Annotated in this window: 28 protein-coding genes; 15 read left to right on the forward strand and 13 right to left on the reverse strand. The window is 62.0% G+C overall.

The features are described from left to right. Positions 1–30: 30 nt before the first annotated feature. Together WFR25_RS20560 and WFR25_RS20565 are read right to left on the reverse strand one after the other, a co-directional pair. Complete coding sequence (locus WFR25_RS20560; RefSeq protein ID WP_336973266.1) at positions 31–342, reverse strand: hypothetical protein; 312 nt, start codon at positions 340–342, stop codon at positions 31–33. Between the two features lie 42 nt (positions 343–384). Further along, positions 385–1380 carry a cysteine synthase A gene (locus WFR25_RS20565; protein ID WP_336973267.1) on the reverse strand — a complete coding sequence of 332 codons (996 nt, stop codon included), beginning with the start codon at positions 1378–1380 and terminating at the stop codon, positions 385–387. Positions 1381–1598: 218 nt separating this feature from the next. Between WFR25_RS20565 and WFR25_RS20570 the strand changes: the two genes are divergently transcribed. Continuing rightward, on the forward strand, positions 1599–2561 hold the full coding sequence (locus WFR25_RS20570) for a cell wall hydrolase (RefSeq protein ID WP_336974991.1): 963 nt from the start codon (positions 1599–1601) through the stop codon (positions 2559–2561). A gap of 342 nt (positions 2562–2903) precedes the next feature. Continuing rightward, on the forward strand, positions 2904–3032 hold the full coding sequence (locus WFR25_RS20575) for an entericidin A/B family lipoprotein (protein ID WP_336973268.1): 129 nt from the start codon (positions 2904–2906) through the stop codon (positions 3030–3032). Between the two features lie 53 nt (positions 3033–3085). Here the strand turns inward: WFR25_RS20575 and tatC are convergent, their stop codons facing one another. The 6 genes from tatC to nagZ form a co-directional block, all read right to left on the reverse strand. Beyond that, positions 3086–3886 (reverse strand): twin-arginine translocase subunit TatC, encoded by an 801-nt coding sequence (gene tatC, locus WFR25_RS20580; RefSeq protein ID WP_336973269.1) that lies wholly within the window; start codon positions 3884–3886, stop codon positions 3086–3088. Beyond that, complete coding sequence (locus tag WFR25_RS20585; protein WP_336973270.1) at positions 3883–4341, reverse strand: twin-arginine translocase TatA/TatE family subunit; 459 nt, start codon at positions 4339–4341, stop codon at positions 3883–3885. The genes tatC and WFR25_RS20585 overlap by 4 nt, the downstream gene beginning before the upstream one ends. 26 nt (positions 4342–4367) lie before the next feature. Continuing rightward, positions 4368–4604, reverse strand: a complete 237-nt coding sequence (locus tag WFR25_RS20590) for a twin-arginine translocase TatA/TatE family subunit (RefSeq protein ID WP_336974992.1) — start codon at positions 4602–4604, stop codon at positions 4368–4370. Between the two features lie 26 nt (positions 4605–4630). Further along, positions 4631–5224 (reverse strand): SMC-Scp complex subunit ScpB, encoded by a 594-nt coding sequence (scpB, locus tag WFR25_RS20595; RefSeq protein WP_336973271.1) that lies wholly within the window; start codon positions 5222–5224, stop codon positions 4631–4633. Further along, a complete protein-coding gene (locus WFR25_RS20600) occupies positions 5221–5988 on the reverse strand; it encodes a segregation and condensation protein A (protein WP_336973272.1) in 768 nt (255 codons plus the stop codon). Before WFR25_RS20600 ends, scpB begins: the two co-directional genes overlap by 4 nt. Positions 5989–6082: 94 nt before the next feature. After that, complete coding sequence (gene nagZ, locus WFR25_RS20605) at positions 6083–7090, reverse strand: beta-N-acetylhexosaminidase (protein ID WP_336973274.1); 1008 nt, start codon at positions 7088–7090, stop codon at positions 6083–6085. 245 nt (positions 7091–7335) lie between these two features. Here nagZ and WFR25_RS20610 point away from each other — a divergent pair, with 245 nt between their 5' ends. Continuing rightward, positions 7336–7992 carry a DUF5343 domain-containing protein gene (locus WFR25_RS20610; protein ID WP_336973275.1) on the forward strand — a complete coding sequence of 219 codons (657 nt, stop codon included), beginning with the start codon at positions 7336–7338 and terminating at the stop codon, positions 7990–7992. A 231-nt stretch (positions 7993–8223) separates the two neighbouring features. Here WFR25_RS20610 and WFR25_RS20615 read toward each other — a convergent pair. After that, positions 8224–8984 (reverse strand): IS5 family transposase gene (locus tag WFR25_RS20615; RefSeq protein WP_156028742.1). Its coding sequence is split into 2 segments (ribosomal slippage): positions 8224–8651 and positions 8651–8984, totalling 762 coding nucleotides; the frame shifts between segments, so codons are not numbered across the junction. Between the two features lie 24 nt (positions 8985–9008). Here WFR25_RS20615 and WFR25_RS20620 point away from each other — a divergent pair. Further along, positions 9009–9425 carry a Swt1 family HEPN domain-containing protein gene (locus WFR25_RS20620; protein ID WP_336973276.1) on the forward strand — a complete coding sequence of 139 codons (417 nt, stop codon included), beginning with the start codon at positions 9009–9011 and terminating at the stop codon, positions 9423–9425. Positions 9426–9574: 149 nt separating this feature from the next. On the opposite strand, the gene WFR25_RS20625 is transcribed toward WFR25_RS20620, so the two are convergent. The 3 genes from WFR25_RS20625 to WFR25_RS20635 all read right to left on the reverse strand — a co-directional run bounded on the left by WFR25_RS20625 (position 9575) and on the right by WFR25_RS20635 (position 12810). Continuing rightward, positions 9575–10300, reverse strand: a complete 726-nt coding sequence (locus WFR25_RS20625; protein ID WP_336973277.1) for an SPOR domain-containing protein — start codon at positions 10298–10300, stop codon at positions 9575–9577. An 18-nt stretch (positions 10301–10318) separates the two neighbouring features. Beyond that, positions 10319–12046: an arginine--tRNA ligase gene (gene argS, locus WFR25_RS20630; RefSeq protein ID WP_336973278.1), complete on the reverse strand. Its 1728-nt coding sequence runs from the start codon at positions 12044–12046 to the stop codon at positions 10319–10321. Between the two features lie 125 nt (positions 12047–12171). Next, positions 12172–12810: a hypothetical protein gene (locus tag WFR25_RS20635; protein ID WP_336973280.1), complete on the reverse strand. Its 639-nt coding sequence runs from the start codon at positions 12808–12810 to the stop codon at positions 12172–12174. 137 nt (positions 12811–12947) lie between these two features. On the opposite strand from WFR25_RS20635, the gene ispH reads away from it, so the two are divergent. From ispH to WFR25_RS20665, 6 genes are read left to right on the forward strand one after another with little or no spacing between them, the layout of a single operon-like run. Continuing rightward, positions 12948–13907: a 4-hydroxy-3-methylbut-2-enyl diphosphate reductase gene (gene ispH, locus WFR25_RS20640; protein ID WP_336973281.1), complete on the forward strand. Its 960-nt coding sequence runs from the start codon at positions 12948–12950 to the stop codon at positions 13905–13907. Positions 13908–13913: 6 nt separating this feature from the next. Next, positions 13914–14891, forward strand: a complete 978-nt coding sequence (gene thrB, locus WFR25_RS20645) for a homoserine kinase (RefSeq protein ID WP_336973282.1) — start codon at positions 13914–13916, stop codon at positions 14889–14891. After that, positions 14888–15340 (forward strand): ribonuclease HI, encoded by a 453-nt coding sequence (rnhA, locus tag WFR25_RS20650; protein ID WP_336973283.1) that lies wholly within the window; start codon positions 14888–14890, stop codon positions 15338–15340. Before thrB ends, rnhA begins: the two co-directional genes overlap by 4 nt. A gap of 60 nt (positions 15341–15400) precedes the next feature. Then, positions 15401–16396 (forward strand): porphobilinogen synthase, encoded by a 996-nt coding sequence (hemB, locus tag WFR25_RS20655; protein ID WP_336973284.1) that lies wholly within the window; start codon positions 15401–15403, stop codon positions 16394–16396. Then, entirely contained in the window at positions 16389–18596 is a 2208-nt protein-coding gene (locus tag WFR25_RS20660) for a fused MFS/spermidine synthase (RefSeq protein ID WP_336973285.1), read from the forward strand. Before hemB ends, WFR25_RS20660 begins: the two co-directional genes overlap by 8 nt. Positions 18597–18626: 30 nt before the next feature. Continuing rightward, entirely contained in the window at positions 18627–19211 is a 585-nt protein-coding gene (locus tag WFR25_RS20665; RefSeq protein WP_336973287.1) for a gamma carbonic anhydrase family protein, read from the forward strand. Here WFR25_RS20665 and WFR25_RS20670 read toward each other — a convergent pair. Continuing rightward, a complete protein-coding gene (locus tag WFR25_RS20670) occupies positions 19208–19720 on the reverse strand; it encodes a hypothetical protein (RefSeq protein WP_336973290.1) in 513 nt (170 codons plus the stop codon). The genes WFR25_RS20665 and WFR25_RS20670 overlap by 4 nt on opposite strands. A 352-nt stretch (positions 19721–20072) precedes the next feature. Here WFR25_RS20670 and rplJ point away from each other — a divergent pair, with 352 nt between their 5' ends. The 5 genes from rplJ to WFR25_RS20695 all read left to right on the forward strand — a co-directional run bounded on the left by rplJ (position 20073) and on the right by WFR25_RS20695 (position 23440). Beyond that, positions 20073–20588, forward strand: a complete 516-nt coding sequence (rplJ, locus tag WFR25_RS20675) for a 50S ribosomal protein L10 (protein ID WP_336973291.1) — start codon at positions 20073–20075, stop codon at positions 20586–20588. 72 nt (positions 20589–20660) lie between these two features. Beyond that, entirely contained in the window at positions 20661–21032 is a 372-nt protein-coding gene (gene rplL / locus WFR25_RS20680) for a 50S ribosomal protein L7/L12 (RefSeq protein ID WP_336973293.1), read from the forward strand. A gap of 220 nt (positions 21033–21252) precedes the next feature. Next, positions 21253–21429, forward strand: a complete 177-nt coding sequence (locus tag WFR25_RS20685; RefSeq protein ID WP_336973295.1) for a hypothetical protein — start codon at positions 21253–21255, stop codon at positions 21427–21429. Between the two features lie 125 nt (positions 21430–21554). Then, the gene (locus WFR25_RS20690) at positions 21555–22997 is read left to right on the forward strand and encodes an ABC transporter substrate-binding protein (RefSeq protein WP_419723219.1); all 1443 of its coding nucleotides are present in this window, start codon (positions 21555–21557) and stop codon (positions 22995–22997) included. 20 nt (positions 22998–23017) lie between these two features. Continuing rightward, complete coding sequence (locus tag WFR25_RS20695; protein WP_336973297.1) at positions 23018–23440, forward strand: DUF4112 domain-containing protein; 423 nt, start codon at positions 23018–23020, stop codon at positions 23438–23440. The last annotated feature ends 5 nt before the right edge of the window (positions 23441–23445 follow it).

Consider the following 23445-nt stretch of genomic DNA (forward strand, 5'->3'; position numbering starts at 1 on the left):
TGCTTATCCGCTATCAGGAAAGGTCCACGTTCAGCGTTGGGCAGGCTGGACTTCACGATCCATCGGCTTGGCCAGATTGGGATCGGGCAGCAGGTCGGGCACCACCGGCGCCGGCTCGGGCGCAGGCTGCACGCCCAGTTCCGCCAGCGGCTCTTTCGGCGCCGTGGCAGAGGCATTGGCATCGATCGTCGCGACCACTGGCGGAGGCGTCGAAGAGTCGTCCACCCGCGCCTTGTCGATGACGATATTGGCAAGACCCACCAACAGGATGACCCCGGCAACCCCGGTCAATCCTATTTGGACGCGCTGCAACCCTTCCTGACGGCGGGGACTTTCAGCCATGCGTGACCCTATTATTGCGACCGCCTCGACCCATGTCTGCGATCAGCCATATTGCGCGAGCCAGGGGAACACCGTCAACCCCTTCGATTCGAGCCACTGGCGGTTGTACAAAGTCGACAGATAGCGGAAGCCGGTGTCGCACAATATCGTCACGATCCGCTTGCCCGGTCCCAACTGCTTCGCCAGCGCCACCGCGCCCGCGACATTGATACCGGATGACAGGCCCAGGCAAAGCCCTTCCTCGGCCAGCAGGCGACGGACCCACTCCAGCCCCTCTTCGTCGGAGATGCGGAACTGCGTATCGATCGGCGCGCCGTCCAGATTGGCGGTGATCCGTCCCTGACCGATCCCTTCGGCTACCGAACTGCCTTCGGCCTTCAACTCACCCTCGGCATAATAGCTATAGAGCGCCGCGCCATGCGGATCGGACAGGGCGATGGTGATATTCTCATCATGCGCTTTCAGCCCCAGCCCCACGCCCGCAATCGTGCCGCCGGTTCCCGCCGCACAGGTGAAGCCGTCGATCCGGCCCTCCATCTGCGTCCAGATTTCCTCCGCCGTGCCGACGATATGCGCCTTTCGGTTGGCGATATTGTCGAACTGGTTGGCCCAGATCGCCCCCTCCGTCTCCTCCGCCATCCGGCGCGATGTGTGAACGAAGTGGCCGGGGTTGGAATAAGGTGCGGCCGGCACCGTCACCAGTTCAGCCCCCAGCGCGCGCAGCGTATCCATCTTTTCGCGGCTCTGCGTCTCGGGCATGACGATGATCGTCTTATACCCCTTGGCATTGGCGACCAGCGCCAGGCCAATGCCGGTATTGCCCGCCGTCCCCTCGACGATCGTGCCGCCGGGCTTCAGCAGCCCTTTCTCCTCGGCATCGTTGACGATGAACAGCGCCGCGCGGTCCTTGACCGACGCCCCGGGGTTAGCGAACTCGCACTTGGCGAAAATGTCGCAGCCGGTCGCTTCCGACGGGCCAACGAGGCGCACCATCGGCGTATTGCCGATCAGCGCCAGACTATCCTTTTGCATGAGCATGCCCCCGCATAGCGGAGGGCAGGCCGCCTTGCCAAGCAATCGAATGATGCAAAGCGAAAAGCAGCGGTTTTGCGTGTTGTATCGCCCCCTCCACGCCGTTAACGCCCATGAAAGTTAATGTCCCATCCGGGTACAGGCCGAAATCCGGGGAGGAACTATCAACATCTGTGCGGTAAGGACCGGGCATGGCGCGCTTTTCGCGCCGCTTCGGGCGGACAATGGGCTTAATGACGGGCAGGCATAAAGGGGCGGGACGCGGGACACTGGTTGCCCTTGCGCTGCTGACGCTCGGCCTGCCGCGCCTGCTCCCCGCCGCCTCGCTCGATCTGATGCAGGTCGCGCAGGATCATCCCGATCCGGCAGAGGTCGCTGGCGACAATTTCCCCGGCTCCGCCTTCTTCTTCGCACAAGGCGCCTTCGATCCGCTACCCGACGCGCCAACCTCCACCGACAGCCATGTCCTCCCGCTCGACAAGGTGCAGGTCGCGCCGGTCGCTATTTTCAGGGGCATCACCGCGCTCGACAGCTATCGCGCGCTCAACTGCCTCACCTCCGCCATTTATTATGAGGCCGCCAACGAACCGGACGAGGGCCAGCGCGCCGTCGCGCAGGTGGTGCTGAACCGCGTCCGCAGCCCCCTCTGGCCCGACAGCGTGTGCGGCGTCGTCTATCAGGGATCGGAGCGAACCGACTTCAAATGCCAGTTTACCTTCAGTTGCGACGGGTCGATGGCCCGGTCGCCCAGCACCGTTGCCTGGGTGCGCGCCCGGCACATGGCCCAGCGCGCGCTTGCCGGGGACAGCTACGCCCCCGTCGGCACCGCCACATTCTATCACACGCTGGCGGTGCGGCCGAACTGGGCCTCCTCGGTCCAGCCCGTTGCGGTCATCGGCGCGCATATCTTCTACCGCAACCCCGGATGGAACGGCAGCGCCGACGCCTTCCGCACCCGTTATAACGGGCGAGAGCTGATTTCCGGCCCTGCCCGCACAAGCTGGCCCACAAGGCCCTTGGCGCCGCTGGAAACGCTCGTTCCCACCATCATGCCATCGTCCCCGCCTAACGTCACACCGCCAAACGGCGGATGGACACCCCCATCCTCACCAACAGCACCCGATGACAGCCTGCCGGAATCCACGATCCGCCCGGAGTATCGGAACACGGGTCGCCCGCTGATCTGATCCTGCACTTTTTTCCCGTTGGCGATAAATTTTAACCAAGCCATTGAAATTAAATCGAATAAAAATCCGAAAAAAATCACAACAGCACGGAACCGATTTCGTTCCTGATGGGTTTTATTGTCCGGATAGCAAATCTTTTGCCCCCCGCTCTTGCTATCCATAAAACATGGGCCCGGAACGCCTCCCCCCGACGCGTTCCGGGCCTATTCATTTTCCCTCTCTCGACATCTCAACCCGACGGTTCCGTTTCCATGACGGAACGCTTTGCCGCGCTGCGGGTTTTTCCTCCGTCACTCGCGCAGGTAGCCTCGTCGGCTACCCCGCATGTGAAGGAGGAATGCCATGACCAAGAAAATCATCACTGCCCTGCTGCTGTCCGGCTCGCTGTTCGTGGCAGCCTGCAACACTGTCGAGGGCGCCGGCAAGGATGTGCAGAGCGCTGGCGAGGCCGTCGAAAAAGCGGGCGATTAACGTCAGCCTCGGCTTGAATCAGGAAGGGGTCGCCGCTGGCGTCCCCTTTTTCCTTATGCGGAGACTTCCGTTTCCTGTGCGTCGGCGTCTTCACTCGCCTGCTGCTTCGCCTGGCGACGATCGGTAAACCAGATCGCAACGATCGTGATCTCGTAAAGCAGCAACAGCGGTATCGCGAGCATCAGTTGCGACACGACATCGGGCGGGGTCAGCACCGCCGCCAGAATGAAGGCCGCGACAATCATATACCGCCGCAAACCGATCAGTTGAGCGCGGCTGACGAAGCCAGCGCGATTGAGTAGCATCAATAGCACCGGCATCAGGAAGCTGATGCCGAAAGCCAGGATGAACTGCATCACCAGTGTCAGATAAGCGTCTGTGCTGGGCAGCGCTTCTACCTGCAAGCCACCACTATTTCCCTGAAATTGCAGGAAGAAGTGAAAGGCCGTGGGCATCACGACATAATAGGCCAGCGATGCCCCCATCAGGAACAGCACCGGCGTCATCAGGATGAAGGGCAGCAGCGCCTTCTTTTCCTTGGTATAAAGGCCCGGCGCGACAAAAGCCCATAGCTGGTTGGCGATGATCGGGAAGGACAGACAGAAAGCGCCGAAAATCGCCACCTTCACCTGCACGAAGAAGGCCTCGTACAGCTTGGTATAAACCAGCCGCCCGCCCCCATCGCCGAACGCTTCCTTCAGCGGGTGGACAAGGAATGCAAAGAGCTGCTCGGAGAAATAAAAGCAGACCGCGCCCGAAATAACCAGCGCATAGACGCATTTGAGCAACCGGCCACGCAGTTCGATCAGATGGTCCAGCAATGGTGCCTTGCTGTCGTCGATATCGCTGCTCATGCGGCCGCGTCCCCTTTGGGCTGGGGAGCGGGCGCCAGATAGGGCGGGCTGGATGAAGCATCGGGCACAGCCGCGCGCGGCGCTTCCGCAACGAACGGTGGCGGTCCGGCATCGCCGGACATATCGGCCAACGCAGCACCGGACCCATCAGTTTCGGACGCGCCCGCGTCAGGTGCAGGTAACGCCTCGGCCACCACACCATCCTCACTTGTCGTCTCGGGCGGATGCTCTTCCATGATGCGTTTATTCTGGTCCGCCCATTTTTTTTCCAGTTCGGCCAGTTCCACTTCCCGCACCATGGCGTCGATGCCGGTGCGGAAATGGCGGGCCATGCCCTGCGCCTTGCCAACGATCTGGCCGACCTTGTACAGGGCGCGCGGCAAATCCTTCGGACCGATCACGATTACCGCGACGATCACGATCAGCAGGAATTCGGTCGAATCGATGCCAAACATGCGTGGCTACCGCAGCGCCGGACCGATCAGGCCTTGGTCTTTTCTTCCGTCGCGGACGGCACGTCCTGCTCGGGCACGCGCGCACCTTCGATCCGCGAGGCGGGCTTGGCAGGCTTGACGTCGTCGTCATCCTCCATGCCCTTCTTGAAGCTCTTGATACCCTTGGCAACGTCACCCATCAGGCCGGAAATCCGGCCGCCACCGAACAGCAGCATGACGACCAGGAGCACGATCACCCAGTGCATCAGCGAAAAGGAACCCATCATATATCTCCTGAAACGACGCTAACTTAGGCGTCTTCCTCGTCATTTTCCACAACGGATTGGCCCGTCATACCCTCCAGCGCCAAATCGACGGGGTCCAGCAGGCCCGCAGCCCGCAAATCATCGATCCCCGGCAAGTCCCGGCGGCTGCTAAGCCCGAAATGTGACAGAAACTCTACCGTCGTGGCATAGATTAACGGCCGCCCCGGCACCTCACGCCGTCCCGCCGGTCGGACCCAGCCTGCCTCCATCAGAACGTCCAGCGTCCCCTTCGCCACTTGCACCCCGCGAATCGCCTCTATCTCCGCCCGGCTGACCGGCTCATGATAGGCGATGATCGCCAGCGTCTCCATGCCCGCACGCGACAGTTTGCGCTGATCTTCCTTCTCGCGCCGCAAGATATACGCAAGGTCAGCGGCGGTCTGGAAATGCCACCGCCCGCCCCGCTCGACCAGATTGACGCCCCGCCCCGCATAATCGTCCGCAAGGGCCGCCAGCGTCATTCGCAAATCGCCCGACTCGCCGACATGCAACCGCAATTCCGCCAGCGTCAGCGGTTCCTCCGAAGCAAACAGCGCCGCCTCGACCGCGCGGGCATAGTCATCCAACTCCTCCGTCACGCCACACCCCCTTGCGCCGCGCGCAGATAGAGCGGCGCGAAAATTCCGTCCTGATGCAGTTCCACCCGCCCCTGCCGCGCCAATTCCAGCACCGCGACAAAGCTGCTCGCCAGCGCCGAGCGCGCCATCGGCGCATCCATCCCTTGCGGAAGAAAACTCTCCAGCGCCGTCCAGTCCAGCCGTGTCCCCACCAGCGCGCCCACCCGCTGGATCGCCTGATCCAGCGTCATCACCGGCCGCCGCGACACGACATGCACCGCCGGCTGGGTCCGCGCCCGCACCTGGCCATAGGCCTGGATCAGGTCGAACAGGCTCGCCCCCCACAGTGACCGCCGCACGGTATGCAGCCCCTCCGGCTCGGGCCGCACGAACACATCACGGCCGATCCGGTCGCGCGCCATCAACCGCGCCCCCGCCTCCCGCATCGCCGCCAGCCGCTGCAACCGCAATTGCAGCCGCAGCGCCATTTCCTCCGGACTTGGATCGGGCTGCTCCGCCCGCGGCAACAGCAAACCGGATTTCAGATAAGCCAGCCACGCCGCCATCACCAGATAGTCCGCCGCCAGCTCCAGCTTCAGCTTCTGCGCGCCCTCGATAAAGGCCAGATATTGCTCGGTTAACTCCAATATCGAGATTTCGCGCAGATCGACCTTCTGCGTCCGCGACAGCGCCAGCAACAGGTCGAGCGGCCCTTCCCAGCTATCGAAGCTGACCGTCAGCACCTCCGGCCCCGCAGCCACCGGGGCGATGAAAAGATCGTCCATTATCGCCAAACCCTCAGCACAATCTCCGTTCGTGTCGAGCGCAGTCGAGACACGCTCGCGCAACCACAGGGGAAATGAAACGAGCGACCTGTCCTCACGCCAGCGCCAACAGCGTATCGCGCGTCGCCAGCAGTTCCTCCAGTGGCGGCCCGTCGACCACCGGCACCGCCCGCGCCATCGCCCGGTCCAGCCGCCCGCGCGACACTGCGCTCATCTCCGGCAGCAGGTCCGCAATACCCAGCATCTCGTCCATCCGCCCCCAGCAATTGAGCGCAATGTCGCACCCTGCCGCAACCACGCCCGCCGCCAGCACCGGCACCTCGCCTTTCAGCGCCTTCATGTCCAGATCGTCGGACATCAACAGCCCGTCAAAACCGATCCGCTGGCGAATAATCGCCTCGATCACGGTCGGCGACAGGCTCGCGGGCCGCTCCGCATCCCAGGCGGTATAGACGATATGCGCCGTCATCCCGATCGCCGCGTCATTCAGCGTATGGAACGGTGCCAGATCCGTCTCCAGCGCCTGCGCGTCGGCGGTGACGGTCGGCAAATCCTTGTGGCTGTCCACCAGCGCCCGCCCATGCCCCGGCATATGCTTGACGATGCCGACGACCCCGCCCGCCTCCAGTCCCGCCAATATCGCCCGCCCCAGCGCCGCAACCCGCATCGGCTCCGCGCCCAGAGTCCGGTCGCCCATGATGTCGCTCGCCCCCTCCTGCCGCACATCCAGCAGCGGCAGCGCATCGACGCTGATCCCGACCTCCGCCAGCGTCAGCGCAATCGCCTGCGCATTGGCCCGCGCGGCGGCAATCGCGCTGGACGGCGCGACGTCATAAAGCCGGTCGAACACCGCGCCGGGCGGAAAAGCAGGCCACACCGGCGCCTGCATCCGCGCCACGCGCCCCCCCTCCTGATCGATCATGACAAGCAGGTCATCCCGCCCATGCAGCCCCCGCAAATCATCGGTCAACGCCCGCACCTGTGCCCTGTCAGCGATATTACGCCGAAACAAGATATAGCCAGCAGGATCAACGTCGCGAAAAAAAGCGCGCTCATCAGGGGTCAGCGTTTCGCCGGACAGGCCGAATATGACGGGTTTCATGGGAGTGAGATTAGCGGGAGTGAGAGGCGGTGTCGAAGGGGTTTATGGGGGCTGAAGGAAATAGGGAGCCACCACACGGCTCTTAGCCTTGAGAAGCACAGTGCCAGAGCAACCTGCCCGTAGTTTGAATCTCAATTTTTCAAAGCCATGTCGAATATTCGCTCTTGAACTCAGCGTTTCTCGGAGCCTCCCCGGGGTTGATATGCACCTCTAAAAGTATAAACTCGCACAAACGGGGGAATATTATGGCACTTTTGAATCAACCGACCCAAGTTTATACTCAAATTCCGAAGTTTCTCGAAACCCTTCGGGCCGGCACAGCACCAGCCAATTTCAATAATCAGTTCCTAAAGGACATTGGTTTTAAATCGTCAAATCACCGAGCATTTATTCCGCTCCTTAAAGGCCTCGGATTCCTGACGTCAGACGGAACCCCTACTGATCGATATAAGCAGTTTTTGGATGGAAGTCGCTGGAAACAAGTATTAGCGGAAGCAGTAAAAGAGGCTTACAGTGATATTTTCGTTATAAAAGCCAAACCATCGAGTTCTGATCTTTCTATGGTGCAAGGAAAATTCAAAAGCACCTACAATTTATCTGATGTGTCAGCAGAACGAGCAGCAAAGACGTTCTTAGCCTTAGCGCCACTTTGCGATATAGATATTCTCCATGGGCCTTCCAAGGCATCAACTGCTGCTTCGACGTCCAACGCTACGGCAGAATCGGTTGAGATTTCAACACCTAAGGCAGAAATAGAATCATCTCCATCTCATATACATAAGCAGACTAGGGCAAGCCCACTGGGTTTGCACTACAATATACAAATCCACTTACCCGCCACCAAGGAAGTCGAAGTTTACAACGCCATCTTCAAATCTATCAAGGAACATCTTCTTGACTAAAATAGGTCGTGATCTGCGAGATTTTGTTTTTCGTGGCTTACTTTTTGAGTCAGAAGCCGAAATATTTCGTCGAGCAGGTATCAATGTGGGTATCGACGTCGGAGCAGCAGAAGAACAATTGCTATTCCAAGCCCTCGCGCCTTTCGGCGTTCCGCGACGTAACAGCGCGCTAGAGATGGCGCGCCTCTATGCGATCCTACACGCATTCGAAAATGAAGTTAGGGTCAGGACTCATTGATTGATCCAGAATATAACGGTCGCGGCGATGCAGATGGCGGACATGAAGGTATGGGCGCAACGATCGTAGCGCGTGTGGATGCGCCGCCAGTCCTTGATCCTGCCGAACATATTCTCGACTTTGTGCCGCTGTCTATAGAGCGCCGTGTCGTGTGGAATGGGCACTTTCCGGTTCCCCTTTGACGGGATGCAGGCCGTGATCTTGCGGTCGGCCAGTGCCGCGCGGAACCAGTCGGCGTCATAGCCCTTGTCGCCCAGCAGGACCTTTGCCTTCGGGAAGGCATCGATCATCAGTGCAGCGCCCTTATAATCGCTCATCTGCCCTTCACTGAGCAGCATGATGAGCGGTCGGCCTTTGCCATCGCATACGGCATGTAGCTTGGAGTTCAGGCCGCCTTTGGTGCGTCCGATACGTCGGGGAACATCCCCTTTTTAAGCAGGCTTGCCGCCGTCCGGTGTGCTTTCAGGTGGGTTGCATCGATCATCAACTGGTCGGGCTTGCCGCCCTTTGCTGCCAAGCCAGCGAAGATTTTGTTGAACACGCCGAGCCTGCTCCAGCGGATGAAACGATTGTAGATCGTCTTGTGTGGGCCATACTCCTTGGGCGCGTCGCGCCACATCAGCCCGTGCTTGATGACGTAAATGATCCCAGACACTATCCGCCGATCATCCACTCTTGGCACCCCATGAGACAAGGGAAAATACGGCTCGATCCGGCGCATCTGCGCCTCACTCAGCAGAAACGGAACATCCATCGGCAGCGCCTCCTAACGCTGCTATTGAATCAACCCATCACCCAATGCGCAAGCAATTTAACAGGTCCTGACCCTAGGTCACTCATTCGAGAAACACTTGATGAACAACTTCAGCTTGATTGGTGGGATACCCAAGCAGTACCAAATAGCGTGAAGAAAATGGCTGAATCCCGACAAAAGACCGCTGAAAAAGACTCATGGCTGGAAGGAGCCAAAGGTGATCGATTAGAATTCGTCGATTTTGGCGATTTAGCCACAATAATTTTACAGAATTGGGAATGTTTCAAGGACTTCATGCCCGGTCAAGAATGGATCAAGCAGCGTATGATGGAACTGGAAAAGGCTCGGAATTTCATTGCCCATAATCGTATGTTACTACCAAGCGAATTTCAGAGAATCTATATGTATATATCTGATTGGAATAAGGTCATCGGCCTGTAGCAGTTGCTATCCGCCCTCTTCATTCATCGAACATTTAGGTGATTGAGTGAGTGAACATCTGTATGCTGCACAAGGAATTGAGGATGTTCTCGAGAAGGAAGTGCCGTTCTGATCGTTCTCAAGAAGCCCCGTTGCAGACTTCATCCCCCTCAATTCACCACCAGACAACTCTCTCCCGCCACCTTCAGCTTGCCGCACAGCGTCCCCGCCTGTGCGCCTGCCGCCGCGCGCAGGCGATAGACGGTGCCGCCGCCTACTTCCGCCGCTTCGATCGTCATCGGCAGCGGCGCCAGATAGGCGAAGCGCTTCGATAGACGCCCCCATGCATCCTTCGCGCCCGACTGGCTGCCATAGGCGCCCAACTGGATCATCGCCCCGCCGGGCTTCGGCGCGGTTGCGGCCTGTACGGGCTTGGCGTTGGTTTCGTCCGCAACCTTCGCGTTGAAGCTGGCCGCGGGCTTGTTCGCAACCGGCGGCTTGGCCTTTTCCGCCGGAGGGGTCGTGCCGGTGATCGGCGCCTCGGGCACGCGGCTGGGGTCGATCCGGCCGTCGCGCGCCACGCCTTCGCTGGCGGCATAGCTGGCGTCGCCCTCGCCGTCGAACTTTCGGGCATCCGCCTCGCTCGCGGCGATCTTGTAGCTGTCGGTGGGCGCGGGGATCAGCACGCCCTCGCCCTCCGCGCCGCCGCCCTGCCGGTTCTGCACCCACCAGGCGCCGCCCACGACCGCCGCCAGCAGCGCCAGACCCGCCAGGATCAGCAGCAACAGCTTGAGCGGCGACACGCCTTCGGACGCATCCTCATCGGCGGCAGGTTCCAGCCAGGGCAGCCGATCCTCGTCATCAAGGTCCAGTTGCCCGCGTGCATAATCGCCCATTGCCTGTCTATCCCCGCGTCACTGCATTTCGGTCAGGGCCGCGACGCCCATCAGCGCCAGCCCGTTGCGGATAATCTGCCCTATTCCCCGGCTCAAGAAAAGCCGTGCCGATGTAAGCGCCACATCGTCGCTCAGGATCACGCGGGCGCGCGGATCATCATTGCCCATATTCCACCAGCCATGGAAGGCCGACGCCAAGTCATTGAGATAGAAGGCAATACGGTGCGGCTCGCGGGCCAGCGCTGCCCCTTCGACAATGCGAGGGAATTGCGCGGCCAGCTTGACCAGACCCAGTTCATGCGTCCCAAGCCGGGACAGGTCGGGCGCGGGCAGATCCATCCCCGCCTCTGCGACCTTGCGACCGAGCGAGGAAATACGCGCATGGGCATATTGGACATAGAAGACCGGATTGTCCTTCGACGCCTCCACCACCTTGGCAAAGTCGAAGTCCATCTGCGCGTCGGCCTTGCGCGTCAACATGGTGAAGCGCACCACATCCTTGCCCACTTCCTGCACCACATCGGCCAGCGTCACGAAATTACCCGCGCGCTTGGACATTTTCACCGGCTCGCCCTCGCGCAGCAGGCGGACCATCTGGATCAGCTTGAGGTCGAACCGCACCTTGCCCTCGGTCAGCGCCGCGACCGCCGCCTGGATGCGCTTGACCGTGCCCCCATGATCCGCGCCCCAAATGTCGATCAACTGGTCGGCGCTCTGCGCTTTCTGGAAATGATAGGCCATGTCCGCGCCGAAATAGGTCCAGCCACCGTTGGACTTCTTGATCGCGCGATCCTGATCGTCGCCGAACTTGGTCGACCGGAACAGTGGCAGTTCGACCGGCTCCCAATCTTCGGGCGTTTCGCCCTTGGGCGCTTCCAGCACCCCGTCATAGACCAGATCATGCGCCCGCAGCCACGCTTCGGCTGCCTCCGGTTTGCCCGCCGCCTGCAATTCCGCCTCGGACGAGAAGACGTCATGATGAATGCCCAGCAGCGCCAGATCGTCCCGGATCATCACCATCATCGCGGCAACCGCGCGCGTGCGGAACAGGATCAGCCATTCGCTTTCCGCTGCGCTTACGTAGCGATCGCCAAATTCCGCCGCCAACGCCTGCCCAACAGGCACCAGATAGTCCCCCGGATACAGGCCTTCGCCCAGCTCGCCAACCGCCTCGCCCAGCGCCTCGCGATAGCGAAAATGCGCGGAGCGAGCGAGAACATCGACCTGACCGCCCGCGTCATTGATATAATATTCGCGAATGACCTTGTGCCCGATATAGTCGAGCAAGGTCGCCAGCGCGTCCCCCACCACCGCGCCGCGGCAATGACCCATATGCATGGGACCGGTCGGGTTGGCCGACACATATTCGACATTGACGGTAACGCCCTTGCCCATGTCCGAACGCCCATAATCGGCCCCGTCCGCATGGATCGCGGCCAGTTCCGCGCGCCACGTGGGATCGGTCAGTGTCAGGTTGATGAAACCGGGACCAGCGATCGACGCGCTCGCCACCTCATCCAGCGCCTCCAGCCCTGCGACGATCTTCTCCGCCAGTGCGCGGGGATTGGTGCCAGCAGGCTTGGCCAATACCATCGCGGCATTGGTGGCCAGGTCGCCATGCGAGGGATCGCGCGGCGGCTCCACCGTCACGGTCTTGCGGGCAAGGCCAGCGGGCAGCGCGCCCTCAGCCTCAAGCCGATCGAGGACAGCATTCAGATGGGTCGCGAAGCGGGCATAGAGGGACACGGGACAACTTTCTTCAAAAAAAGCCCCATTCGTCCGGCATCGTCGAAAGCGCGTCCCTGTTTTCCTGGTACGCTTGCTAGGAACTGGCCCTCGATAGGCTCGGCCCGAACGGGGTAAAATCGGGCTTAGCGCGTAGCGTTGTAGCGGAGCTGGTCCTGGGTCAGGTTGAACCCGATCAGCAGCTCGAAACTGGTTCGCGTCAACGCCGCCTTCACCTCAGGCTGGGCGAAGGGATCGAGCGCCGCATCGGGATCGCCCGCCTTGCGCTTCTGCGTGATCAGCCTCTGGACTTCAGGCGGCAGCGTCGCCGCATTCTTCTCCACATAGGAACCCGCCTTGGCGACCGTGCTGGCGCGATAGGCACCCGGTGCGAAGTCCAGCGTTACCTGCCCCACCCGCTTGGCGACCACCGCCGTCCCGCCGCGCACAACGGTTGCGAAATAGGGCAGCGTCACCTGTCGCGCCGCGCTGGCGTCGCTGCGGCGGGCGCTGACGGTGAAGGTCGCCTCGGTATAAAGCTGCGCGCCATCCGAGCAGGTCGAGCGCAGGTCGGTGAGGTTGGCCACCACGTCGATCGCCGACGCATCCCGGCTCTGCGCCGGATTGAACAGGGTAACGTCGCCCGTATAGGTCGGAATCGCGGCGACCGGGCAGGCCGACCGCACGGCAATGATGCCGCCGGTGGCGTCGATCTCGCCCTTCCGTGTACAACCGGCAAGAGCCACGAGAATCAGTCCGGTCAGCGCAAATCTGGAAAATGTCACAGGCAATCCCTTGGGAAACGGCGTTGCGCTTCTTATCCGTCCCCTTTGGCGGGCGCAACCGAAAGGACGCAGCCACCTTTCGACGGATGCTTTAGGGCACTGGCGTCGTCCACGCCTTTCGCCTAAGTCGCGCTATTATGACAGAGGCTCTCCACATCCGTCCGCCCCTCAAGCTGATGATCGCCGCCCCGCGCGGCTTCTGTGCGGGCGTCGACCGCGCGATCGTGATCGTGGAACGCGCGATCGAGAAATATGGTGCGCCCGTCTATGTCAGGCATGAAATCGTTCACAATAAATATGTCGTGGATAGCCTGAAGGCCAAGGGCGCAATCTTCATCGAGGAACTGGAGCAGGTGCCCGACGGCATGCCCGTCGTCTTCTCCGCCCATGGGGTTCCCAAATCGGTGCCTGCGCAAGCGACCGAACGCGACCTGCCCTTTCTGGATGCGACCTGCCCGCTGGTCAGCAAGGTCCATCGGCAGGCCGAACGGCAGGTGGAGGCCGGACGCCATATCCTCTTCATCGGGCATAAGGGGCATCCGGAAGTCATTGGTACTTTCGGGCAGGTGCCCGAGGGGACAATGAGCCTCATCGAAACGGTCGAGGATGCCGAAGCGTTCACGCCCACCGATCCTGACAATCTCTCTTTCCTGACGCAAACGACGCTTTCGGTGGACGATACCGCCGCGATCGTCGCTGCCCTGCATAGCCGCTTCCCAACGATCCTGGCGCCCAAGGGCGAGGATATCTGCTACGCCACCTCCAATCGGCAGGCGGCGGTCAAGGCGATCACGACCGCCTGCGACGCGATTCTCGTGATCGGCGCGCCCAACAGCTCCAATTCGCTGCGCCTCGTCGAAGTCGCCGAACGGGAGGGCACGCTCGCCCGCCTGATCCAGCGCGCTGACGAAATCGACTTTGACTGGCTGGCCAATGTGACGACGCTGGGCCTCACCGCCGGCGCGTCGGCACCTGAAATCCTGGTTCGCGAAGTGGTGGATCGCCTGAGCGAACGCTTCACCATCACCGAGGAGCAGGTCGAAACTGCGACCGAAAGCATCTCGTTCAAGCTGCCCCGCAGCCTCGAAACGGTCTGATTTCCGATGGCTGTCTATACGCATGTTCCCGCCGAGGACATCGACGCCTTTCTCACACGCTATGACGCCGGGCGGCTGGTGTCGGCCAAGGGCATTGCCGAGGGGGTCGAGAACAGCAATTACCTGATCGAGACGACCGGGCCGGATGGCAATGGCGCGCGCTATATCCTGACCCTCTATGAAAAGCGGGTGGACGAAGCGGACCTCCCTTTCTTCATGGACCTGCTCGACCATCTGGCCGAACGGGGCTGCCTGGTCCCGCGCTTCATCGAGGACCGGGAGGGGCACAAACTCCAGCAACTCGCCGGACGCCCCGCCTGCCTCATCGAATTTCTGACCGGCATCTCCGTTACGGAGCCAACGCCTGCACAGGCGCAGGCGACCGGCGCTGCGCTGGGCGCGCTGCACCGTGCAGCCGAGGGTTTTGCGGGCACACGCGCCAACGCACTCGACATCGCCGGATGGCATGATCTGGCGGCGAAATGCGGCGCTGACTTTGACGCGATCGCCCCCGGTCTGGGCGCGCGGGTTACGGACGAACTTGCCTTCCTCGATGCGCACTGGCCCGCCGACCTGCCCCATGCCGTCATCCACGCCGACCTGTTCCCCGACAATGTGCTGATGCTGGGTGATGCGGTGACGGGTCTCATCGACTTTTATTTCAGTTGCACCGACATCCGCGCCTATGATCTCGCCGTCACCCATAGCGCCTGGTGTTTCAGCCATGATGGCAACACATGGCATGGCGACCGTGGCGCGGCGATGGGCGCAGGCTATGCAGCCACCCACGGCCTTTCCGCGGCGGAACGGGCGGCCTTTCCGATCCTGTGCCGCGGCGCGGCGCTGCGTTTCCTGCTGACGCGCGCCTATGACTGGATCAACACCCCCGCCGATGCGCTGGTGACGCGCAAGGACCCTCTCGCTTTCCTGCGGCGGCTGGATTTCTACGCGACGGCCGATGCAACGAAGTTACTGGGCGCATGAACGACCTTACCACAGTAGAAATCTTCACCGACGGCGCGTGCAAGGGCAATCCCGGCCCCGGCGGCTGGGGCGCGGTGATCCGGTCGGGCACCAACGAGAAAGAAATCTCCGGCGGCGAACCGCAGACCACCAACAACCGCATGGAGATGATGGCGGCGGTCGAAGCGCTCAATGCGTTGAAGCGCCCCTGCCGCGTCATCCTGTCCACCGACAGCAAATATGTGATGGATGGCATCACCAAATGGGTCTTCGGCTGGCAGAAGAATGGCTGGAAGACCGCCGATCGCAAGCCGGTCAAAAATGCCGAAATCTGGCAGGCGCTGGTCGCGGCCACGGCGCGGCACAAGGTCGAATGGAAATGGGTGAAGGGCCACGCCGGACACCCCGAAAATGAGCGCGCGGACCAGTTGGCCAGTGCAGCGGCAGAGCAGTTCCGCAAACGCGCCTGACAGTTTCGGTGGGCGCCGCGCCGCTTGATCCCTTGCGTTCCCGCGCCTAGACCGCAGGATATGACCTACGCCCCCTATCCTGCGCTTCGCCTGCGCCGCACCCGCGCCTCGGCCTGGAGCCGGGCGATGCACGCGGAAAACCGCCTTGCCCCGTCCGATTTCCTCTGGCCCCTGTTCGTGACCGAGGGCACGGGTGTCGAGGAACCGATCGGCGCGCTGCCGGGCGTATCCCGCTGGTCGGTGGACCTGATCGTCGCCCGCGCGAAGGAAGCACGGGAGGCAGGCATCCCCTGCCTCGCCCTCTTCCCCAATACGCAGCCCAATCGGCGCAGCGACGATGGCGCCGAAGCGCTCAATCCCGACAATCTCATGTGCCGCGCCATCCGCGCGATCAAGGATGCGGTGCCCGAAATCGGCGTGCTGACCGACGTGGCGCTCGACCCCTACACCGCGCACGGACAGGACGGACTGCTCGACCACACCGGCTATGTCATCAACGACGCCACGATCGACGTGCTGATCGGCCAGTCGCTCAATCAGGCGGCGGCGGGCGCGGACATCATCGCTCCCAGCGACATGATGGACGGCCGCGTCGGCGCGATCCGCGAGGCGCTGGAGGAGGAAGGCCATGCCAATGTCCAGATCATGGCCTATGCCGCCAAATATGCGAGCGCGTTCTATGGTCCCTTCCGCGATGCGGTCGGCTCGCGCGGGTTGTTGAAGGGCGACAAGAAAAATTACCAGATGGACCCGGCCAACAGTGAGGAGGCGCTGCGCGAAGTTGCGCTCGACCTGGCCGAAGGCGCGGACAGCGTGATGGTGAAGCCCGGCCTCCCCTATCTCGACATCATCGCCCGTGTGAAGGACGCCTTCGCCGTGCCGGTCTTCGCCTATCAGGTGTCGGGCGAATATGCGATGATCGAGGCCGCAGCCGCCGTCGGCGCGGGGGACCGCGACGCACTGATCCTTGAAACGCTGATGGCGTTCAAGCGCGCGGGTTGTTCGGGCATCCTCACCTATCATGCACTCCATGCCGCGCGCCTGCTGAATGGCTGACAGGATCGGGGGGACGCGCGCACGCTTCGTCGCCACGATCTGCGCGGGGTCGTTCCTGCTGTTCCTTGTCCAGCCGATGATCGCCCGGATGGCGTTGCCCCGGCTTGGCGGATCACCGTCGGTCTGGAACTCGGCGATGCTCGTCTATCAGGCGTTGCTGCTGGCGGGCTATGCCTATGCGCATTGGCTGGGGCGGTTGCCAGTACGGCGGCAGGCGCTGGTCCATCTGGGCCTGTTCCTCATCGCCGCCATCTTCCTGCCGATCGGCCTCAAAAGCGGCGACCCGCCCTCCAGCATCGATCCGGCGCTTTGGGTTCTGTGGCTGCTGGGCGCGTCTATCGGCCCGATCTTTTTCGTGATCGCCGCGCAAGCCCCGCTGATGCAACGCTGGTTTACAGCGACCGGCGAAGGCGATCCCTATCCACTCTACGCCGCATCGAACCTTGGCAGTTTTGCGGGCCTGATCGCCTATCCGCTGCTGGTAGAACCGCTGATGAGCCTCAAGGCCCAGAGCCTGCTCTGGTCGGCGGGCTATGGCCTGCTGTTCTTCCTCATCTATGCCTGCTCGCGGATGCTGCCAGCCAGCGAAACCGCTCGCGCTGAGATAAGCACGATGGAAGCCGCCCCAAACTGGCGCCGGACTCTGCATTGGATCGCGCTGGCGAGCGTGCCATCAGGCCTGATGCTCTCGACCAGCCTGCACCTCACCACCGATATCGTCGCCATGCCGTTGTTATGGGTGATGCCGCTCGGCCTCTACCTCCTCAGCTTTTCGGTCGCCTTTGCAGGTGGGCGCAATCTGGCCGAAGCCTGCACGGCCCTCGCCCCTTTGCTGCTGCTGATCGGGGCATGCACCGCCTTCATCGATTCGACGGACTTTCCCGTCCTGATCGCGGCGGCCACGCTGCTGGTGCTGTTCATCGTCGCCGTCGCCCTGCATGCGCGCCTGTACGATCTGCGCCCGGCACCCGAGCATCTGACACGCTTCTACCTCGCCATGTCAGTGGGCGGCATGATGGGCGGCCTGTTCTGCGCCCTGCTCGCGCCGTTGATCTTCAACTGGACCTATGAGCATCCGATCCTGCTTGCCCTTGCCGGTTTGCTGCTGGTGCGCGGGTCGCTGTTCGAACGGGTCGAACGCTTATGGGCGAACACCGACAGGCGCATCTGGCTGACGGCAGGCATGTTGATCGCCGGCCTGTTGCTCTCCCTTATCGGCGCTGGGATATTGCTGCCCGATATGGAGTCTGACGCGCTGAAAGCCCTCTGCTTCACCCTCATCATCATCATGGGCGTGGCCGCCATTGGCCAGCGGGTCGCCTTTACCGGATGCCTCATTTACCTGATGCTGTGCCTGGGCGGCTGGGGAAAGGTGGCCCTTTCCATGACGCCCGGCGCCATGACCCGCAGCTATTTCGGCGTTTACTCGGTGCGGAACAACGGCCCCGACCAACGACTGCTGGTCCACGGCACAACCGTCCATGGCATCCAGAATCGCCGCCCCGGCCAGGAAGCCGACCCCACCAGCTATTACGCCCCGGAATCGGGTGTCGGCCTTGCTCTGACACAGGCACCCGCCCTGTTCGGTCCGCAGGCGCGGATCGGCATGGTCGGCCTGGGTTCAGGCACCCTCGCCTGCTATCGTCGCCCCGGCCAGCGCTGGCGCTTTTACGAGATCGACCCGGCGATGGTCGCCATCGCGCGCAACCCTGCCGATTTCACTTTCCTCTCGCGCTGCCAGCCAACGGCCGACATCGCCATCGGCGACGCACGCATCATGCTGGCGCGCGAACCGGCGGCTAGTGCCGACCTGCTGGTGATCGACGCCTTCTCCTCCGATTCCATCCCCATGCATCTGCTGACGCGAGAGGCGATGGCGGTCTATGCCCGGCACCTCTCCCCACGCGGCATATTGATGGTCCACATCTCCAACCGCTTTCTTGACCTGCAACCCGTCATCGCCGCCGCCGCCCGCGCGGGCGGATGGGACGCGCGACTACGCTATTACAAGCCCGACCGGCGCGACGCCTATCGCAACTATTCGGCGTCGGTCTGGATCGCGATGGCGCGCGATCATGCACAGCTCGATCGGCTGGTGGCCCTCAGCGGCAGCGACAAATGGCAGGACCCGGACTATCGTCCCGGTTTCCCCGCCTGGACCGACGATCATGGCAGCATCCTGCCGATCCTGAAATTCTGAATGCCTGAAAATTCTGAACGGAAGCGCATCATGGCCGATCACCCCGACGTTTCGATCATCCCGCTGGGCGGCAAAAGCCCGATCATCCACCCCAGCGCCTTCATCGCGCCGGGCTGCCGGATTATCGGCGATGTGGAGATCGGGGAGGATGTCAGCATCTGGTATAATTGCGTCATCCGCGCCGACGTGAACCACATCCGCATCGGCGCGCGCACCAATGTTCAGGACGGCACGATCATCCATTGCGACAGCCCCGGCGATGGTCGCCCCGGCCATCCGACCGAGGGCTGGCCCACGATTATTGGCGACGATGTGTTGATCGGCCATCTGGCGATGATCCACGGCTGCGTGCTGCACGACCGGGCCTTCGTAGGGCTGGGGGCGATCGTGATGAGTGGTACCATGGTTGAAAGCGACGCGATGCTCGCTGCGGGCGCTCTCCTGTCGTCCGGCAAGACCGTGGCCCATCGCCAGCTCTGGGCCGGGCGGCCCGCAAAATATATGCGCGACCTGTCCGACGAAGCCCTGATAGATATGCGCGAAGGCGTGGATCATTATGTCCACAATGGAAAAGCTCATAAGGGCGCGGTGAAGGCGGCGCTGGGCGACGCTTAGGGCAGCTTCAGCCGCCCTTTGAGCGCATCGACCCGATCATTCTGCGCATCGACGCTCGCCAACACGGCCGCCCGTGCCGCGTCGACGCTGTCCACTCCACCCTGCGCCTTGCCATCCGCGACGGCATTGGTCCGCTGGACATAGAGTGTATCGAGGCTCGCCAGCGCCGAAACGCTGTCATTGCGAGCCGATTCCAGGTTGCTGATCGCCTGCTGCGCGGCCACCCAGGCATCGCTGGACACCGCCGCATTGGAGGCCGCGCTGGTCAGCTTGTCTGCCCGCGCATAGGCGGTGTCGAAAGCTGCACTGCCCTTGTCCGCCTGCGCCTTCAACCGGGCAATGTCGGCGTTCAGCCTGGGGTCGACGGCGACGGCAGGCGGTGGCGGCGCGACTTCCGCGATTGGCGCCGTCTCGATCGGCCGCCGGGCAAGCGAGGGATAGCTTTCATGCGCGCCTGTACATCCCGACAAGAGCAGAGCGATGGTGGGGATGAAGCGACGCACGAACATAGCCCTAGCATCTAGGGACCGGGGGCATCGGGCGCAATGGCCGAATGATGCCCGGTGCAGGAAGGGGGTGACAAGCACTCCCGAATCCTGTAACGGCGCGTCACCGGACCCTTTTGGGTCCACCGTCCGAGACAGTTGGTGAAGGGAATCTGCCCTTCTTAATCTCCAGCCTAGACGGGGAAAAGTTCTTTACCGGTTGCGCCTTTGGCGCATTCCGGGTCTGCCCTTTCCGATCAACGGACGCGGGCCAGTCGATCTCTCCCCTCGGACTTATCCCCCGTATGGCGGTTTTCCGCCCTGCGGGTTTCGTTGCGTACCGGATTGTCCGGTACGTCGCACAGTGGAGAATGGCATGGATCGTAATCAGAAATCTGAGGTCGTGACCACGCTGCACGCAACTTTTGCGGAAATCGGGGTTGTCGTGGTTACACGCAACCTCGGCATGACCGTCGCCCAGTCGACGGATCTCCGCCAGAAAATGCGTGACGCAGGCGCAACCTTCAAGGTTACGAAGAACAAGCTCGCCAAGATCGCGCTGAAGGACACGCAATATGACCAGCTCGGCGAACTGCTGACTGGCCCGGTTGCGCTGGCCACTTCAAGCGATCCGGTCGCCGCCGCCAAGGTAGCGGTCGATTTCGCCAAGACCAACGACAAGCTTGAGATCGTTGGCGGCGCGATGGGCGGATTGCTGCTCGATGCAGACGGCGTCAAGGCGCTTGCATCGATGCCATCGCTGGATGAACTGCGCGCAAAGATCGTCGGCCTTCTTGTGGCCCCGGCGACCAAGCTCGCAACCGTCACCCAGGCACCGGCAGCGCAGCTCGCGCGAGTCTTCAACGCCTATGCGGAGAAGGAAGCCGCGTAAGCGGTTGCCTGAACCGACGTTCGTTAAATCTTTGAACTCCGGGGCTTACCGCCCTACTGAAAGGAAAATATCATGGCAGACATCAACGCACTGGTCGATCAGCTTTCGGCCCTGACCGTCCTCGAAGCCGCTGAGCTTTCGAAGGCCCTTGAAGAGAAGTGGGGCGTTTCGGCCGCCGCTGCCGTCGCCGTTGCCGGCCCGGCCGCTGCCGCTGCCCCGGCTGCTGAAGAGCAGACCGAATTCGACGTGATCCTCACCGGCGACGGTGGCAAGAAGATCAACGTCATCAAGGAAGTCCGCGCCATCACCGGCCTGGGCCTGACCGAAGCCAAGACTCTGGTTGAGTCGGCTCCGAAGGCCATCAAGGAAGGCGTGAACAAGGAAGAGGCCGAGAAGGTCAAGAAGCAGCTTGAAGAAGCCGGCGCGACCGTCGAACTCAAGTAAGCTGTTTTCCGGCACTCTGCCGGAAACAAACAAGGGGGCGGCACCTGCGGGTGCCGCCCTTTTTGTTTTTGGGAACTGCCCCATATCAGTCCAACGGCCCGGAAATCGCGACAAGGCCAGACAGAAGACGGCATGACCGGTTCTATCCCGCGGACTCCCTGTCTAGCATGATGCCCCGATCCGACCTGATCTTGCAGGTTCGACAGAAAGAGGAGCCATCATGCAGCTAGACGAGGAAGATATCGCGTCCGAGCGTGGTGAACTCCATTTCCTTGCCGCTCTTGTCGACGAACTGATGCGTAAACTCCATCTGGCCGGACTTCTCAGTCAAGCCGACCTCAACAGCATCGAAGAGGAAGTGGCCAGGCGCATCGGCAACATCCCCCGCGCCTGGTAATCCCCCGCCACTTGGCCTGAGCAAAGAACCCACCCTTTCCCGTTGGCGATGGGAGCGCGGCAGGATAAGCCTGTTCCATCATCATGCTCCAGTCCCACCTCCTCACCCGGTTGATGGCCGCCCTGATGCTGGCGTTCCTGACCTCCGTTCTTGCCAGTTGTTCCGATCAGAACAGCGGCCCCGTGGTCGTGAGCGTCATCGGCGACCACGATGATCTTGCGCGGCCTCTGCAAAATTTGCCCGATCCTGGCGCGAAGTTGATGTTGGAAGCCACGGCCCAAGGGCTAGTGGCGTTCGATGCATCGGGGGAGATATTGCCCGCGCTTGCCCAGCGCTGGATCGTGGAGGATGACGGGCGCAGCTATATCTTCCGCCTGCGCCGCGCCAGTTGGCCCAACGGCACACGAGTCACCGCGCGGGAAGTGGCGCGGATGCTCGAAGTCAGGATTGAAACGCTCCGGCGACTGGACCCCGACGGACCGCTCGATACGGTCGACGCGGTCGTCCCGATGACGGGCGAAGTCATCGAAATCCGCCTGACGGCCGCCCGCCCGATGCTGCTCCAGATGCTCGCTCAGCCGCAAATGGCCATCCTCTCCCGCGATGGTGGCACCGGCCCCTATCGCGCCGCCAAATGGGGTCAGGCGCTCTCGCTTTCGCCGGCGGAAACGCACACAGACGAAAATGGCGAACCACTCGAAACACCCACCAGAGACAAACGTCTGCTGCGGGCTGAACGCGCAGCCAGGGCAATCATCCGCTTCCGCGAGGGGGCTGCGGCACTGGTGCTCGGCGGTCGCTATAGCGATCTGCCGCTGGCCCTGCGTGCGCAGATTGATCAGGACGATATCCGCATCGATCCGGTACAGGGCCTGCTGGGGCTTGCGGTGACGGGAAGCGGGCCGCTGCTGGACGATGCAACGGTGCGGGAGGCGATCAGCATGACGATCGACCGGTCTGCCCTCCCCGGCGCTTTTGGCCTGGGACGCTGGGTCGTTGGCGATCAATTGGTCCCCCAGCAGATGGATCTTTCCCGCCCCCCCAGCCCTGCTCGTTGGTCTGATATGACCCTGGACGAGCGACGGGCAGGGGCGCGTGCGGCCATAGATGTGTGGCGCACCACTCATGGCAACCCGCCAGCCCTCAGGATCGCCTTGCCAAAAGGGCCGGGATCGACCCTGTTATTCGGCATCATCCGCGCCGATATGCGCTTCATCGGCCTGACGGCTCAACGCGTTGATTTGCAGGCGGAGGCGGATCTGCGCCTAGTGGATGAAGTCGCGGCCTATGACAGCGCGCTATGGTATCTGGGCCGCATCGGTTGCGCCCGAAAGGTGCATTGCAGCGCGCAGGCAGAAGCCAAGTTACAAGAGGCAAGCCTGGCCTCCACGGTGGAGGATCGTGCCGCACGGATCGCGGAAGCGGAGGCCCTGATCGTGGCCCATAATGGCTATATCCCGCTGGGTCAGCCTGTGCGTTGGTCATTGGTCGAACGGCGATTGAATGGCTTCACTCTTTCATCGCGTGCACGGCACCCATTGAACCTGCTCTTGCGCCGCACCAACTAGGATATGGAGGTACCGCTTTCATGGCCATATCGCAGGATCAGTTCGACCGCATTGCTCGTGATCTGCCAGGATTCGGGCGGGATCCGGCCTCTATTCGCCGTCGGATAGAGGCAATGGAGGCTTTGCTGGAGGGCCTGTTCGTCATCCCCGGCACCAATCGGCGCGTCGGACTGGACAGCCTTGTCGGCCTGATCCCTGTGGTCGGCGATTTGGTAACGGCAGGAATGGGCGCGTGGATCATATGGGAAGCCAAGAATTTGGGCATGCCCAAATGGCAGCTAGTGCGAATGGCGGGTCATGTCGGCGTCGACACGCTGGTCGGTGCGATCCCCTTTGCCGGCGACCTGTTCGACTTTCTATACAAGTCCAACAGCAAGAATTTGCGAATCATCCGCAAACATCTCGATCGTCACCATCCCTCGACCGTGACGATTGACGGATAAATGAC

Source organism: Sphingobium aromaticiconvertens, assembly GCF_037154075.1.
Classification (GTDB): Bacteria; Pseudomonadota; Alphaproteobacteria; order Sphingomonadales; family Sphingomonadaceae; genus Sphingobium; species Sphingobium aromaticiconvertens.

What these genes read in the sequence shown, in the direction of transcription:
- WFR25_RS20575 (WP_336973268.1), top strand. Translation starts at nt 2,904, where the DNA reads ATGACCAAGAAAATCATCACTGCCCTGCTGCTGTCCGGCTCGCTGTTC.
- WFR25_RS20685 (WP_336973295.1), top strand. Translation starts at nt 21,253, where the DNA reads ATGCAGCTAGACGAGGAAGATATCGCGTCCGAGCGTGGTGAACTCCAT.
- WFR25_RS20610 (WP_336973275.1), top strand. Translation starts at nt 7,336, where the DNA reads ATGGCACTTTTGAATCAACCGACCCAAGTTTATACTCAAATTCCGAAG.
- WFR25_RS20670 (WP_336973290.1), bottom strand. Translation starts at nt 19,720, where the DNA reads ATGTTCGTGCGTCGCTTCATCCCCACCATCGCTCTGCTCTTGTCGGGA.
- WFR25_RS20590 (WP_336974992.1), bottom strand. Translation starts at nt 4,604, where the DNA reads ATGGGTTCCTTTTCGCTGATGCACTGGGTGATCGTGCTCCTGGTCGTC.
- WFR25_RS20665 (WP_336973287.1), top strand. Translation starts at nt 18,627, where the DNA reads ATGGCCGATCACCCCGACGTTTCGATCATCCCGCTGGGCGGCAAAAGC.
- nagZ (WP_336973274.1), bottom strand. Translation starts at nt 7,090, where the DNA reads ATGAAACCCGTCATATTCGGCCTGTCCGGCGAAACGCTGACCCCTGAT.
- WFR25_RS20600 (WP_336973272.1), bottom strand. Translation starts at nt 5,988, where the DNA reads ATGGACGATCTTTTCATCGCCCCGGTGGCTGCGGGGCCGGAGGTGCTG.
- WFR25_RS20560 (WP_336973266.1), bottom strand. Translation starts at nt 342, where the DNA reads ATGGCTGAAAGTCCCCGCCGTCAGGAAGGGTTGCAGCGCGTCCAAATA.
- rplL (WP_336973293.1), top strand. Translation starts at nt 20,661, where the DNA reads ATGGCAGACATCAACGCACTGGTCGATCAGCTTTCGGCCCTGACCGTC.
- WFR25_RS20660 (WP_336973285.1), top strand. Translation starts at nt 16,389, where the DNA reads ATGGCTGACAGGATCGGGGGGACGCGCGCACGCTTCGTCGCCACGATC.
- WFR25_RS20695 (WP_336973297.1), top strand. Translation starts at nt 23,018, where the DNA reads ATGGCCATATCGCAGGATCAGTTCGACCGCATTGCTCGTGATCTGCCA.
- WFR25_RS20585 (WP_336973270.1), bottom strand. Translation starts at nt 4,341, where the DNA reads ATGTTTGGCATCGATTCGACCGAATTCCTGCTGATCGTGATCGTCGCG.
- tatC (WP_336973269.1), bottom strand. Translation starts at nt 3,886, where the DNA reads ATGAGCAGCGATATCGACGACAGCAAGGCACCATTGCTGGACCATCTG.
- WFR25_RS20565 (WP_336973267.1), bottom strand. Translation starts at nt 1,380, where the DNA reads ATGCTCATGCAAAAGGATAGTCTGGCGCTGATCGGCAATACGCCGATG.
- WFR25_RS20570 (WP_336974991.1), top strand. Translation starts at nt 1,599, where the DNA reads ATGGGCTTAATGACGGGCAGGCATAAAGGGGCGGGACGCGGGACACTG.
- WFR25_RS20625 (WP_336973277.1), bottom strand. Translation starts at nt 10,300, where the DNA reads ATGGGCGATTATGCACGCGGGCAACTGGACCTTGATGACGAGGATCGG.
- rplJ (WP_336973291.1), top strand. Translation starts at nt 20,073, where the DNA reads ATGGATCGTAATCAGAAATCTGAGGTCGTGACCACGCTGCACGCAACT.
- WFR25_RS20690 (WP_419723219.1), top strand. Translation starts at nt 21,555, where the DNA reads ATGCTGGCGTTCCTGACCTCCGTTCTTGCCAGTTGTTCCGATCAGAAC.
- rnhA (WP_336973283.1), top strand. Translation starts at nt 14,888, where the DNA reads ATGAACGACCTTACCACAGTAGAAATCTTCACCGACGGCGCGTGCAAG.
- ispH (WP_336973281.1), top strand. Translation starts at nt 12,948, where the DNA reads ATGACAGAGGCTCTCCACATCCGTCCGCCCCTCAAGCTGATGATCGCC.
- hemB (WP_336973284.1), top strand. Translation starts at nt 15,401, where the DNA reads ATGACCTACGCCCCCTATCCTGCGCTTCGCCTGCGCCGCACCCGCGCC.
- thrB (WP_336973282.1), top strand. Translation starts at nt 13,914, where the DNA reads ATGGCTGTCTATACGCATGTTCCCGCCGAGGACATCGACGCCTTTCTC.